The sequence below is a fragment of the Aurantimicrobium photophilum genome, from assembly GCF_003194085.1.
In the GTDB taxonomy this organism is placed as follows: domain Bacteria; phylum Actinomycetota; class Actinomycetes; order Actinomycetales; family Microbacteriaceae; genus Aurantimicrobium; species Aurantimicrobium photophilum.
Genome location: NZ_CP023994.1, coordinates 1,305,498 through 1,319,283 on the forward strand (window position 1 = coordinate 1,305,498; position 13,786 = coordinate 1,319,283).

Genomic DNA, 13,786 nt, shown 5'->3' on the forward strand with positions numbered 1-13,786 from the left:
GCATATTCAGGCATAAATCGGTCAGGAAGTTTCCGTCTTGTACCCCACGGGAATACACTTTTCTCAACCCGTTAAGAGACGAACGGGCCAGAGACAATGGAGTCCCTCCTCATGCCCTATTCCCCCGACCTTGTTGACGCTGCACGCGCGCAGCTCCAGGGACTTATTGGCACGACAACTCGTGGTGCTCAGGACCTGCTTGATCGCTTCGATCGCTGGGGTGGTGACCTGGTCGAGGCACTTGCCGAGATCTATCCGATAGAGACCGCTCTGCCCCAACTCATTGAAGTGATGGCAGCTGCCCACCTGCAGCGCGATGAGTCTTTACAGCAGCGTGACCGCGAGCGCGTGCTGGAACAAGACTGGTTCCAAAGCCCCGAAACTATTGGCTATGTGGCCTATGCGGATTTGTTTGCCAAGAATCTCAAAGGCATAGCTAAACGCATTCCCTATCTTGAAAACCTTGGTGTGACCTACCTGCACCTTCTTCCCATCTTGAAGCCACGCCCTGGTGCCAACGACGGTGGCTACGCCGTTATGGATTACCGCGCACTGCGCGAAGACTTGGGTTCCATGAAGGAGCTGCGCTCCACGGCAGACAAACTGCATGACTCAGGCATTTCTCTCACCCTCGACCTGGTGCTCAACCACGTTGCGCAGGAGCACGAGTGGGCAGAGAAAGCTCGTGCCGGGGATCCTGCCTACCGCGACTACTTCTATGTCTATCCCGACCGCACCATCCCTGATGAGTTCGAGAAGAGTTTGCTCGAAGTTTTCCCCGACTTCGCCCCTGGCAACTTCACCTGGGATGAGCAGCTGGGCGGCTGGGTCTGGACCACCTTCAACTCCTACCAATGGGATGTGAACTGGTCGAACCCTGCTGTGTTCTGCGAATACGCCGACATCATTGCCAACCTGGCTAACCACGGTGTTGACTGCATACGTCTTGATGCCATTGCGTTTATGTGGAAGCGCATGGGCACTATCTGCCAGGGTGAGCCCGAGGTTCACGTGATCACTCAAGCCCTGCGTGCCTTCACCAAGATCTTCTCCCCTGCCATGATTTTCAAAGCGGAAGCTATCGTGGGTCCCGCCCAAGTAGGTGCCTACTTCGGCGAGGGTAAGCATGCGGGCAAGGTGTCTGACCTGGCGTATCACAACAGCTTGATGGTGCAGATTTGGTCGGCTATCGCCGCCAAGGATGCCACTCTCATGGTTCACACCATGTCTCGCTTCACTGGCCTGCCCAGCACCACCGCCTGGGGTGTCTATCTGCGCTGCCACGATGACATCGGCTGGGCTATCGATGACACCGATGCCCACGAGGTGGGCCTCAATGGCCACGACCACCGGATGTTCTTGGCTGAATACTTCGAGGGTAGCTTCTATGGCTCACTCGCAACCGGTGAGCCCTTTATGCCGGACCCCGTTAGCGGTGAGCGCCGCACCTCCGGCACAGGCGCCAGCCTGGCCGGTATTGAGAAAGCCCTCAAACTCAAGGATGAAAAGCAGCTTGCCCTCGCCATTGAGCGATACCTCTGTGCCTACACAATGATCTTTGGCTTCGGCGGCATTCCTCTGCTCTATATGGGCGACGAGATTGGCCTGCTCAACGACCACAGCTACCTCAAGGACGAGACCAAGGCCGAAGATAACCGCTGGCTCCACCGCCCCAAGATGAACTGGAAGGTTGCCGACGCGGCAGCCGCTGGTGAACTCGATGACAAGGCTGCGGGCATTATTTATAACCGCATCAAGCACGTCATTGAAGTGCGGAAATCCCTGCCTTCCCTGCACGCCGGTGTTGCCACGACCGTGCGCAAGGGAACAGGACAGGGTGTGGTGATCTTTGACCGCGTTCACCCTGCCGGGGACATTGTCCAGGTCTATAACCTCTCGGACAGTCCACGTTGGCTCACCGCCACCGAGCTGGGAACTCTGTCCGGTTCTGTGACCGACCACCTCACAGGCCACACCTTCGATATTGGCGCCGGAGTTCCTCTCGCACCCTATGAGATGCGCTGGTTCACGCAGGGTTAGTTATTCACAAGCCCCTGTTTGCCAGAATTCATTAACGCTAGAATTCTGTACATGACAACCCTCCCCCTTGCTGAAGCCAGAGCTAACCTCTCCAAGCTTGTTGAGGCAGCTGTCACCACTCAAGAGATTTTTGAGATCACTCGTAACGGGGCCAGGGATGCTGTGCTCATGAGCGCAGATGAATATGACTCCCTCATCGAGACCATCGACATCCTGGGCGATGAAGAAACCATGGTTCAACTTCGCGTGGCATTGGCCCAGCAAAAAGCAGGCATGAGCGTGGCTGTGGATAAAGAAACATTGCTAGCGAGCATCGCTGCCAGAATGCCCGAATGAAACAGACCTACACCGTCAAAATTCTTCCCGCGGCACGTGTTGCCATTGAGCTCCAGCTCCCCCAGAAAGTAGCTGCTGCAGTTGTTGAGTTTATCTACGGCCCGCTAGCCGAGAACCCTCATCGGATAGGAAAACTTCTCCGCGGTGACCTTGCCGGCATGATGGTTGCCAGACGCGGTGAATACCGCGTGATCTATGAAATCTTCGACAACGAAATCATGATTGAAATCGTTCTGGTCTCACATCGCAGAACTGCCTATCGGCGTCGAAGCTGATAGTTGTTGGTACCCCCAGTGGGACTCGAACCCACACTGGATCGATTTTAAGTCGATTGCCTCTGCCGATTGGGCTATGGGGGCGTACCTTCTCAGGCTAGCAAAGCAAAAGGGAGGCCGATGCGGCCTCCCTTTCGTTTTGGAAGTTTTACTTCTTAGCCGCAGGCTTCTTTGCAGGAGCCTTCTTTGCTGCAGGCTTTGCGGCAACCTTGGCTGCTGCAGGAGCTGGACGCGAAGCGAACTCTTCGAATGCTGCGCGAGGAGTCTCACGAGCTTCGAGCGAGACGATGTCGCGGCCGAGCCAGAAGTTGTTCCACCAGCCACCAACAACGCGGAACTTGCGCTCGAAGGAAGGCATGGCAAGACCGTGGTAACCACGGTGTGCGAGCCAGGCGATGTAACCCTTGAGGGCGAGCTTGCCGGACTGGAACACACCGATGTTGAGGCCGAGACCTGCAACCGCACCGAGGTTCTTGTGGAAGTAGTCAGTTGGGCCCTCGCCGCGGATAACCGCTGCGACGTTACGAGCCATCAGCTTGCCCTGACGGACAGCGTGCTGCGCGTTAGGAACGCAGTAACCGCCAACGCCGCCACCTGAAAGGTCGGGGCATGCGGTTGCGTCTCCAGCACCCCAGGCGCCTTCGATAACACCCTTGTCGCCCTCAACGCGGAGGTCCGCACGAACGCGCAGACGGCCACGCTCGTCGAGGGGGAAGTCGGTTGCGCGGAGCATGGGGTTAGCCATGACACCAGCGGTCCAGATGATGAGGTCAGACTCGAACTTCTCACCGGTGGAGAGCTGAATGAGTCCGTTTTCTGCCGACTGAAGCTGGGTGTCGAGGTGAACCTGAGCACCACGCTCTGCGAGGTTGTTCAGAACCCACTTGCTAGTCTCGAGCGAAACCTCGGGCATGATGCGGCCCATAGCCTCGATGAGGTGGAAGTGGGTGTCCTCGAAGGTCAACTCTGGGTAGTCCTTGATGAGGTCAGAAGCCAGCGAGCGAAGCTCTGCGAAGACCTCAATACCTGCGAAGCCACCACCAACGACGGTGACGGTGAGCAGGCGGTCACGCTCAGGACCTGCAGGAAGCTGAGCAGCCTTGTCGAAGTTGGAGAGGATGCGGTCGCGGATCGCAACTGCTTCTTCAATGGTCTTCAGGCCGATAGCGTTGTCTGCAATGCCGGGGATGGGGAAGGTGCGAGAAACAGCACCCGCGGTGAAGATGACCTGGTCATACTTCTCTGCGAATTCCTTGCCCGCGTTGGGAACGATGGTTGCGGTCTTCTTCTTGTGGTCAATGCCAACAACCTTGCCCGAGATGATGCGGGTGCGCTTGAGGTGTGAGCGGTGACCAACGACAGCGTGACGTGCCTCGATGGAGCCAGCTGCGATTTCAGGCAGGAATGGCTGGTAGGTCATGTAGGGCAATGGATCAACAATGGTGACCTCTGCCTCTGACTTACGAAGGATTTTTTCGAGCTTCCACGCGGTATAGAAACCTGCGTAGCCAGCACCGACAATAAGAATCTTGGGCACAGTAATACGTCTCCAGCTAGACAAAGTGGGGTTAGGGCGTCTCGTCTGTTTCGTGATGGGAATTGTCACGGGGAACAACAGGTCGAAGTCTTCGAGTAACTACGATGTACCCGATAACTACAATCGTACCGAATCCAGCGAAAAACAATAACGGAACACCCACGGTGGTCAGCTGATACAGGGTTGGAAGCCCGGCAATATTCCCACTGTCGAAGGGTAATGGCAGTGGCGTGGCCGTGGAAGTGTCCCAGGGCTCGGGTGTGGTGGTGTTACTTCCACGGCGATAAAGCTTGATCCACTCTTCCAAAGACCCCAAAGGGTTCTTCTTGACCGTGGGGACATCTGCCGTCACTGCGGCATAGGCATTGATCTTGCCGTAGCCATAAATGGGGCTGGGAACCTCGCCCACGGGAGTAGCTGTCGAGATGATGCGGTTGATTACATTGTTGGCATCGAGCTCGGGGTGTGACGCACGAACCAGCGCCACCAAGCCGGCAACAATCGGAGTCGCCCCACTGGAGCCAGACCACTTCATGTAGGCACCACCGGGTGCAACCCCAACGAGCGCTTCACTGGGTGCGGAAACACCTATGGTGATTCCTTGACTCGAGGCGTCATAGCTTGCTTCACCGTTGACGTCGAGACCAGCCACCGTCAGCACACCCGGAATCGTGGCGGGTGCACCCACCTCCGTGGTTCCTGCTCCACGGTTTCCTGCTGCGGCAACGATGACAACGTCATGCTCGAACGCATACATAAACGCGTCGTCCCAGCTGGGGGGCCATTCCAGGCTGTTTCGAGTCAGGGACATGTTGATGACCTTGGCGCCTTGATCCACGGACCATTTGATGGCGTTAGCAATTTGCTCGTCTGAAGAGACCGCCGTGTTGTCTCCAAAAGCTACCGAGGCAGATAACAGTTGTGCTGCGGGAGCAGTACCTATGACGCCGTTATTTCCACCTGTGCCACGGCCAGCCAAGACAGAGGCAACGAGCGTTCCGTGATCTGGAGACTCCCCTACTGGGGTGCGCCCATCGGGGGAACCCACACCTGAGAAGTCTGCACCGCCCACGACAGCCGCGTTGATGTCGGGGGCGTAGCCAATCCCGGAGTCAATGACCGAAACCAGCACACCGTCTCCCTGGGTCACATCCCAGGCTTGGTAAAAGTTGTAGTCGCCCAACCAGTATTCGAAGTCACGAATGTAGTCCGCGCGGGCGGGGGTTGCCGAGAGCACTGCCAAAGCAGTGACGGCAAGGACAGAGAGGGAGGCTAAACCGCGTCGTAGTCGATGCATTGACACACCTCAGGTGACCACGAAGACCTAGCCAGTGCAAGATCACCAATCGGGTTCACGCCAGGACCGGCAGCAAGTGCGTGACCGGCCAGCGCGTGCAGGCACTTCACGCGCACCGGCATACCGCCAGCAGAAATACCATCCAACTCAGGCACAACAGCAATGGATTCGCGGTCTGCGATGAACTGCTCATGCGCGACGAGATATTGCTTTTGCATCTCTTCGTCAGCGTTCAAGATCTCAGTGAACTCAGCCATCACCTGGGTAGCTTCCAAGTCAGACATGGCAACCGTGGCAGCAGGGTGGGTGAGGTAGTAGAAGGTAGGGAACGGGGTTCCATCCGACAGCCTGGGCGCCGTGGCGACCACTGTCGGAGCACCACACACACAGCGTGCCGGAATACCTATGACATCGCGCGCGGGACGCCCAAGCTGCGCCGACACAATACGGATGTCGTCGTCGGTGGCAGGGTCAAATGGCGGGCGCATAGAAAGCTTTCTTACTGTGTGGGCTGAACTTGTTCCGGAGTGGGAGTACCCAAACCAGCAACAAGGAAAGATTTGAGCAGACCTGAGACCCAGTCAGTGCTGGTGTCTTGCAGAGAAGCAGTTGCCTTCTCACGCTTGAGGTCATCGATGGTGGCGTCGTTGATGACGAGGTAGCTGATTTCACCTGGCATGACGTAGTAGAGGCGATCACGTGCCTGAGCACGCACGTAGGCAGGGTCATCCCAGCGAGCGCGCTGCTTTTCCAAGTCCGTGATTTGAGAAGTTTTCAGATCAGCTTCAGCTTGCAGATCAGCAATAACCTGACGCTGCTCAATCCAAATCTTGATGTTGGGTGCGAGCACGAGCATGCCCAGCAGGGTCAGGCTCATAATCAAGATAGAAAAGCCCGACAGTCGAATACTGCCGAGCCAGACGCCCGCTTTCGTGGTTCCGGTGACCAAAGCCACCGGAACCTTACGAACGCGAACGTTTTTCTTAGCCATAAAGGGCCAGTGACGCCTTAGGCGGTGAAGCGGGGGAAAGCGCTGCTGCCTGCGTAGACAGCTGCTTCACCCAGTTCTTCTTCAATACGCAGAAGCTGGTTGTACTTGGCAACACGGTCGCTACGAGCAGGTGCACCCGTCTTGATCTGACCACAGTCGGTAGCAACGGCGAGGTCAGCAATGGTGGTGTCCTCGGTCTCACCGGAACGGTGAGAGAGGATGGCCTTCATGCCGTGACGCTGTGCGAGAGATACTGCATCGAGAGTCTCGGTGAGGGTACCAATCTGGTTTACCTTGACCAGGATCGAGTTACCGGCCTTGAGGTCGATACCCTTCTGCAGGCGAACAGGGTTGGTGACGTAGAGGTCGTCACCTACGAGCTGAAGTTTGTCGCCAAGCTCAGCGGTGATGTGAGTCCAACCGGTCCAGTCATCTTCGTCCAGTGGGTCCTCGATGGAAACCAGCGGGAAGTCGCGAACGAGCTCTGCGTAGTACGCGGTCATTTCTTCAGAGGTGCGCTTCTGGCCCTCGAAGTGGTAAGCGCCGTCCTTGTAGAACTCAGAAGATGCAACGTCGAGTGCGAGACCGATGTCCTTACCTGGCTTGAAGCCAGCCTGCTCGATAGCGCCCACGATGAATTCGAGTGCACCACGGTTGTTGGGGAGGTCAGGAGCGAAACCACCCTCATCACCGAGACCGGTAGCCATACCGTTCTTCTTCAGCAGCGACTTGAGTGAGTGGTAAATCTCCACACCCCAGCGCAGTGCTTCAGAGAAGCTCTCTGCACCGTGAGGAACAGCCATGAACTCCTGGATGTCCACACCAGTGTCAGCGTGGGCACCACCGTTGATGATGTTCATCAGGGGAACAGGAAGAGTGTGAGCGTTGGGGCCACCAACGTAACGGAAGAGAGGAAGGTCTGCAGAGTCTGCAGCAGCCTTGGCAACAGCAAGAGAAACACCGAGGATGGCGTTAGCGCCGAGACGCTTCTTGTTCTCGGTGCCGTCGAGCTCAATCATGGCGCCATCGATGAGGCGCTGGTCAGCAGCGTCGAAGCCTTCGAGTGCAGGGCCGATTTCGTCGATGACAGCGTCAACAGCCTTCTGAACACCCTTACCGAGGTAACGGTTCTTGTCTTCGTCGCGGAGTTCGTATGCTTCGAAAGCACCGGTGGATGCACCGGATGGGACTGCAGCGCGGGCAAGCACGCCATCTTCGAGCAGAACCTCTACCTCAACGGTGGGGTTACCGCGAGAGTCGAGAATTTCGCGTGCGCCAATGGCGTCAATGAGGGCCACAGTGTCTCCTTGTGATGTGTTAGGTGGTGTGTAGAAAAAGTGAGGGAATTACAAGTAATTCTAGGCGAGGTCCTTGAAGACCAAGTCTTTGGCACTCGTAGTCTGGGCAGAAACAAAGGCAAAGGAGCCAAATCCTGCTTCCCGAGCACGATCGAGCACGGGAGTGAGGTTCTTGGCACGCTTTTCGAGACGCACGCGCTTACCCGCAGCAATGAGCTCACTCTTGATGCCAATCAGTGTCGAAAGACTCAGATCAGCACTGTCCAGCACGGCATCGTGAACCAGCACGACGCTGTCTGAGACGTAAGCGCCGTCGACCTCGATGAGGTCAACAATGCGCTCAAAACCAATGGAGAAGCCCGCTGCAGGAACGTCTTGGCCCAGGAAGCGACCAATCATGCCGTCATAGCGACCGCCGCCACCGACGGAGGAACCGGACTCGGGGTGGGCAATCTCAAAGATGGTGCCCGTGTAATACCCCATGCCGCGAACCAGGGTGGGGTCGAAGCGCACCTCAACACCGGAAGGAAGCTCTGTCAACGACTTCGCCAGGGTTTCCAGGTCTGCCACGGCATCGGAATCGATGCCGTCAGGCAGGACGGAAAGAATGTCTGCGGTAGTCATCGGGACACCACCAGAAGCCAGATGTGGCTCGATGCGTTCGAGCAGTCCGCCTAGCACCGCTGCTGCATCGGGGCCTGTTTCCGAGAGTTCTTTGACGACGCCCTCGGTGCCAATCTTGTCGAGTTTGTCGATCGAGATCAGGGCAGATCCGAAGCGCTCGGGGGCAAAACCGCAGTAATCGAGGATTCCCGCCAGGATGCGACGGTCATTGATGCGGATGGTGCAACCCTCAAGGCCCAGGGTGGAGAGAACAGCCGAGGTCGCCGTGATGAGCTCAACTTCAGCAAGTTGTCCTGCTTCACCAATGATGTCGATGTCACACTGCACGAACTGGCGGTAGCGGCCCTTCTGGGGGCGTTCAGCTCGCCAGACCGGGGCAATCTGTATCGCACGGAACACCGAAGGAAGCTCAGCACGGTGCGTTGCATAGAACCGAGCCAAAGGCACAGTCAGATCAAAGCGCAGACCGAGGTCTGCTAAATCGTGTGCATCACCTGAGTTGGCAGCTGCTTCAAGAGCTTCCTTATCCAGACCACGCTTGAGCACGCTAAAGGCAAGCTTCTCGTTATCGCCACCGAGACCGGAGTGCAGGCGCTCAAAGTCTTCAACAACGGGAGTCTCGATTTCTTCAAAGCCATGGCTGGCGAAGACATCTCGAATGACACGTAAAGCGCGTTCGCGCTTTGCCTTGTCTGCAGGCAGGAAATCCCGCATGCCACGGGGAGGAGATACGTCACGAGCCATGTATCTATTCTGCCTCTCGAATGTCTTCCTGGAGTTCACGCAGTCTCACACGCAGAGCTTTCTCAGCATCAATGCCCTGCTCACGTGCAGAGGAGACAATGCTCAGCAGAATGCTGCCGACTTCGTCTTCATCTGCCCAGATGGGTGGATCGGGCAGGTGTTGCTTCTCGAGACCCACCTTTTCTGCCTTGCCGAGGAGTTTTTCGGCGAGCGCGAGGGCAGGCATGGACTGCGGAATGCCATCCAGGGTGGAGGTTCGTCCGGGCTTTTCTTGTTTCTTGAGGTCATCCCAGACCGCCATGACATCGTCGGCTGTTTCTAGCTTGTTTTCGCCAAAAACGTGAGGGTGACGCCCCACCATCTTGGCGGTCATGTGGGCGGCAACATCTTGGATGTCGAATTCTTCACCGGGAGTGGTGGAGGCGAGGTCGGCGTGGAAGATCACTTGATAGAGCACGTCACCAAGCTCTTCGATCATCTCCTCACGATTACCTGACTCAATGGCGTCAATGAGCTCATAAGTCTCTTCGACCAAGTACTTGATGAGGGACTCGTGAGTCTGCTCAGCATCCCAGGGGCATCCACCTGGCGCGCGCAGGACAGCCATTACCTCGATGAGTTCATCGAGTTTGGATTGTTCTTTCTTCTCTATCTGGTCGTCACTCATTTGTTCTTCTCCAGATACACATCACGCATGCCCCAACGATATGCAGTGACATAAGCAATTGCCACAATCAGTCCTGGGGCAACGACGATGGGCAGAAAGGCAAGCTCCGTGCCGACGGTGAAGGCTTGTAGCAGTGCAAAGATGGCGAAGCCAATACCGGCTAGGCCTGGACGATTCCAGCCCACCACCGTGAACAGCAAGATGGCCACGGCAGGAAACAGGTGAGTCCACACTGCCCAGGTGTAGATCAGGCTGGGGTTTGATGCACCGCCAAGCATGGGTTCTTGCCGTGCCTGTGATTCATCCCACCAGGCAGTGAAATACAGTGCCGTGACCGCGAGAGCAAGGACACGTGAGGTCCAGATAGCGGCGACATAGCGTGTGCTTGTCACTCCTCGAAGTGAGGAGAAGATGGGGCTGGTCATCAGTTTCCCTCCAGATGTACAGCCCCATCCTCTCACCGAGTCAAAGAGACAATGGCCCGGTTCACTCGTCCGACAATAAAATGTCGGTTATGGCTCAGTAGTTCTACGTGGTGAGACGTCCTCGTAGCTGAGCCAGTTCATCGGTGAGCGCAGCTGGAACGCGCTCGCCAAACTTGTCGAAGTACTCCTCGGTGAGGTCGCACTCTGCGGTCCACATGTTGCGGTCCACATGGAAAAGCTTCTCCATGGCCTCGTCCGAGACATCCAGGCCTTCGAGGTTGAAGGTGCCGGCGGCAGGAACACGGCCCATAGGTGCGTTCTCAGTGGCGACGTCGCCGTCGACGCGGCGTGCAATCCACTCGAGAACACGGGAGTTCTCACCAAAGCCAGGCCACAGGAAGGAACCATCGGCATCCTTGCGGAACCAGTTGACCTGGAAGATGGAAGGAGCCTTGTTGCCCAAGGTCTTACCGATCTCGAGCCAGTGACCCCAGTAGTCGGCCATGTTGTAGCCACAGAAGGGAAGCATGGCGAAGGGGTCGCGGCGCAGATCGCCCACGGTTCCTTCAGCAGCTGCTGTCTGTTCGCTCGACATGGTGGCGCCGATGAAGACACCGTGCTGCCAGTCGAAGGCTTCGGCAACGAGAGGAATGTTGGTTGCACGGCGACCACCAAAGATGATGGCATCCAGTGGCACACCAGCGTTTTCGTACCATTCCTCGGAGAGGGTGGGGCACTGCTGAATGGGCACCGTGAAGCGAGAGTTGGGGTGAGCAGCCGGACGACCCGAATCGGGAGTCCACTCTTCACCACGCCAGTCAATGAGGTGATCAGGAGTAGCTTCGGTCATACCCTCCCACCAGACGTCGCCGTCATCGGTGAGTGCCACGTTCGTGAAGATGGTGTTGGAGGCCACAGTATCCATCGCGACAGGGTTGGTCTTTTCGCCGGTGCCAGGAGCAACACCGAAGAAGCCTGCTTCAGGGTTGATTGCAAAGAGGCGACCGTCTGCGCCGGGGCGCAACCAGGCAATGTCGTCACCGATGGTCTCGGCCTTCCAGCCGGGGACGGTGGGACGGAGCATCGCGAGGTTGGTCTTGCCACAGGCCGAAGGGAAGGCCGCAGCCATGTGGTACGCCTTGCCCTCGGGCGAAGTGAGCTTGAGGATGAGCATGTGCTCAGCGAGCCAGCCTTCCTGCAGACCCATGAAGGAACCTATGCGTAGTGAGAAGCACTTCTTGGACAGCAGAGCGTTTCCGCCGTAACCAGAACCGAAGGACCAGATCTCACGAGTCTCAGGGAAGTGGCAGATGTACTTGGTGGAGTTCGAAGGCCAGGCAACGTCGGCAACGCGGCGACCGGTTGCATCAACCAGCGGCGCACCCACCGAGTGAACGGCAGGAACCCACGGGGTCTTCTCATCGATCTGAGCCAAAGCGTCAAAGCCCATGCGAGTCATGATGCGCAGGTTGAGCACAGCGTAAGGAGAATCCGTGAGCTGGATACCCACTTGAGAAATAGGACCGCCGTAGGGACCCATGGAGAAAGGTACGACGTACATCGTGCGGCCGCGCATGGAACCGTCAAAGAGTCCACGCAGCTCTTCGTTCATCTCGTCAGGGTCGCGCCAGTTGTTAGTCGGACCAGCATCTGCTTCGTTGACGGAGCAGATGAAGGTGCGGTCTTCGACTCGCGCAACGTCGTCAGGGTCAGAGCGAACCAAGAAAGAGTTGGGACGCTTCTGGGCGTTGAGAGGAATCATGGAACCTGCGTCAACGAGAAGCTTGGTCAAGCGGTGCCATTCAGCATCGGAACCGTCGCACCATTCGATGCGCTCAGGCTTGGTCAGCTTGGCAATGTCCGCTACCCAGTGCAGCAGTGCACGCTGCGTGACGAAGGGAGGAGCGTTGAGGTCAGTGGCGATGGGCACCTCAGGCTGAACGATGGGTTCTGTCCGAGTGAGGTCTGCGATCGACATCTGAGTCTCCTTTGTCTCACCCAAGCTTCGAGGGAAGTAAAACTTGGTGATATTTCAAGTATTCACCCCTGTATACAAAAATGTTCACCGTTTTTACTAGAAATAATCGCGGTTTTTCTCGTATTGTAAAGAAATGGCCACTGACATGATGATTTTGGGCAAACGCATCAAGCACTTCCGCATTACCGCGGGAATGACCTTGGAACAGCTCGGCGACGCCGTTGGCGTTGTGCCGAGCCAGCTTTCCCTGATTGAGAACGGCAAGCGCGAACCCAAGCTGTCGCTTCTCAATGCCATTGCGAGCTCACTCAGTGTCACCGTGCCTGAACTTCTCAGCACCGAGGCTCCTGACCGCCGATCAGAGCTCGAGATTGAACTCGACCGCCTGCAGCAGTCCGAGCTCTACACCGCGCTCAACCTCCCCACCGTGCGCAGCACTAAAGGACTCAGTGATGAGGCACTCGAAGCCATCGTCGGCCTCCACAAAGAAATGGAGCGTCGCTCACGCCAATCCATTGCCACCCCGGAAGAGGCACGTCGTGCCAACACCGAACTGCAAGCGATTATGCGCGAGAAGAACAACTACCTGCCCGAACTTGATGAGTTGGCAGAAGATCTGGTCAAGCGCACCGGACACGAAACCGGTGCCCTCATGCACCGCACCGTGGCAGAGATGGCAAACCTCCTCGGCTTTGAACTGATCTTCGTAGATGACCTGCCCAGCTCAGCTCGTTCGGTAACTGATACAGCCAATGGCCGTATCTACCTGCCCCCCGCCTCTATTCCGGGCGGTCACGGCCTGCGCGCAATGGCTTTGCAAGCCATGGCTCACCGCGTGCTGGGGCATGAGAAGCCACACACCTATGCCGAGTTCCTCAAGCAACGCCTCGAGATCAACTACTTCGCGGCAGCCTGCCTGATGCCGCGTTCACGTTCGGTGGCATTCCTGCAAAACGCCAAGAAAGAACGCAATATTGCTATCGAGGACTTCCGTGACGCCTTTGGCGTGACGCACGAAGCAGCAGCCCTGCGCTTTACTAACCTTGCTACTGAGCACCTGGGGCTCAGGACCCACTTCCTGCGCGTGAACCAGGGTGAAGGTATTTTCCGCGGCTACGCCAACGACGGCCTCCGCATCCCAGCAGATGCGAATGGCTCGATCGAGGGTCAGGTTGTCTGCCGCAAGTGGCCGGCACGTGTGGCTTTCGAGCGCACCAACCGCACAAACGAGTTCTACCAATACACCGACACTCCTGGCGGTACCTTCTGGGACTCCACCCAGACCGGAACCGGTGAGAAGGAAGTCTTCTCGATTAGCGTCGGCGTTCCCTTCGACGACGCCAAGTGGTTCCGTGGACGCGACACAGACAACCGCGAAGTCTCCACCTGCCCCAATGAGAACTGCTGCAAGGTTCCCGCCGAAGATCTGACCAACCGCTGGTCAGGCAAGGCATGGCCCAGTGCGCGTATGCACGCGCACGTGCTCTCTCCCCTGCCGTCTGGAACCTTCCCCGGCGTGGATGACAACGAGCTCTTTGCCTTCCTCGAGCGCCACGCTAACGCCGGCGCCTAGG

The 13,786-nt window shown here is 57.2% G+C and carries 13 protein-coding genes and 1 tRNA gene; 4 read left to right on the plus strand and 10 right to left on the minus strand.

The features are described 5' to 3' along the window. Nucleotides 1-111: 111 nt before the first annotated feature. From AURMO_RS06515 to AURMO_RS06525, 3 genes are read left to right on the plus strand one after another with little or no spacing between them, the layout of a single operon-like run. Nucleotides 112-2,040, plus strand: coding sequence for an alpha-amylase family protein (locus tag AURMO_RS06515; RefSeq protein WP_110234210.1), 1,929 nt, complete (start codon nucleotides 112-114; stop codon nucleotides 2,038-2,040). Nucleotides 2,041-2,091: 51 nt separating this feature from the next. Further along, nucleotides 2,092-2,376 (plus strand): type II toxin-antitoxin system Phd/YefM family antitoxin, encoded by a 285-nt coding sequence (locus AURMO_RS06520; RefSeq protein WP_110234213.1) that lies wholly within the window; start codon nucleotides 2,092-2,094, stop codon nucleotides 2,374-2,376. After that, complete coding sequence (locus tag AURMO_RS06525; RefSeq protein ID WP_110234215.1) at nucleotides 2,373-2,651, plus strand: type II toxin-antitoxin system RelE family toxin; 279 nt, start codon at nucleotides 2,373-2,375, stop codon at nucleotides 2,649-2,651. The genes AURMO_RS06520 and AURMO_RS06525 overlap by 4 nt, the downstream gene beginning before the upstream one ends. A gap of 7 nt (nucleotides 2,652-2,658) precedes the next feature. On the opposite strand, the gene AURMO_RS06530 is transcribed toward AURMO_RS06525, so the two are convergent. From AURMO_RS06530 to AURMO_RS06575, 10 genes are all read right to left on the minus strand, one after another. Continuing rightward, nucleotides 2,659-2,735, minus strand: a tRNA-Leu gene (locus tag AURMO_RS06530). A gap of 64 nt (nucleotides 2,736-2,799) precedes the next feature. After that, the gene (locus AURMO_RS06535) at nucleotides 2,800-4,188 is read right to left on the minus strand and encodes an NAD(P)/FAD-dependent oxidoreductase (RefSeq protein WP_110234218.1); all 1,389 of its coding nucleotides are present in this window, start codon (nucleotides 4,186-4,188) and stop codon (nucleotides 2,800-2,802) included. A gap of 31 nt (nucleotides 4,189-4,219) precedes the next feature. Continuing rightward, nucleotides 4,220-5,485 carry a S8 family serine peptidase gene (locus AURMO_RS06540; RefSeq protein ID WP_110234221.1) on the minus strand — a complete coding sequence of 422 codons (1,266 nt, stop codon included), beginning with the start codon at nucleotides 5,483-5,485 and terminating at the stop codon, nucleotides 4,220-4,222. Then, nucleotides 5,461-5,973 (minus strand): DUF501 domain-containing protein, encoded by a 513-nt coding sequence (locus AURMO_RS06545; protein ID WP_110234224.1) that lies wholly within the window; start codon nucleotides 5,971-5,973, stop codon nucleotides 5,461-5,463. The genes AURMO_RS06540 and AURMO_RS06545 overlap by 25 nt, the downstream gene beginning before the upstream one ends. An 11-nt stretch (nucleotides 5,974-5,984) precedes the next feature. Beyond that, nucleotides 5,985-6,476: an FtsB family cell division protein gene (locus AURMO_RS06550; protein WP_110234227.1), complete on the minus strand. Its 492-nt coding sequence runs from the start codon at nucleotides 6,474-6,476 to the stop codon at nucleotides 5,985-5,987. Between the two features lie 17 nt (nucleotides 6,477-6,493). Continuing rightward, on the minus strand, nucleotides 6,494-7,774 hold the full coding sequence (gene eno, locus AURMO_RS06555; RefSeq protein ID WP_110234229.1) for a phosphopyruvate hydratase: 1,281 nt from the start codon (nucleotides 7,772-7,774) through the stop codon (nucleotides 6,494-6,496). A gap of 60 nt (nucleotides 7,775-7,834) precedes the next feature. Next, complete coding sequence (gene hisS / locus AURMO_RS06560) at nucleotides 7,835-9,142, minus strand: histidine--tRNA ligase (protein WP_110234231.1); 1,308 nt, start codon at nucleotides 9,140-9,142, stop codon at nucleotides 7,835-7,837. Between the two features lie 4 nt (nucleotides 9,143-9,146). Next, nucleotides 9,147-9,809: a nucleoside triphosphate pyrophosphohydrolase gene (locus AURMO_RS06565; protein WP_110234233.1), complete on the minus strand. Its 663-nt coding sequence runs from the start codon at nucleotides 9,807-9,809 to the stop codon at nucleotides 9,147-9,149. After that, on the minus strand, nucleotides 9,806-10,234 hold the full coding sequence (locus AURMO_RS06570; RefSeq protein WP_110234235.1) for a DUF7670 domain-containing protein: 429 nt from the start codon (nucleotides 10,232-10,234) through the stop codon (nucleotides 9,806-9,808). The genes AURMO_RS06565 and AURMO_RS06570 overlap by 4 nt, the downstream gene beginning before the upstream one ends. Before the next feature lie 103 nt (nucleotides 10,235-10,337). Further along, nucleotides 10,338-12,212 (minus strand): phosphoenolpyruvate carboxykinase (GTP), encoded by a 1,875-nt coding sequence (locus AURMO_RS06575; protein ID WP_110234237.1) that lies wholly within the window; start codon nucleotides 12,210-12,212, stop codon nucleotides 10,338-10,340. A gap of 133 nt (nucleotides 12,213-12,345) precedes the next feature. Between AURMO_RS06575 and AURMO_RS06580 the strand changes: the two genes are divergently transcribed. Continuing rightward, on the plus strand, nucleotides 12,346-13,785 hold the full coding sequence (locus AURMO_RS06580; RefSeq protein WP_110234239.1) for an XRE family transcriptional regulator: 1,440 nt from the start codon (nucleotides 12,346-12,348) through the stop codon (nucleotides 13,783-13,785). Nucleotide 13,786 lies beyond the last annotated feature (1 nt).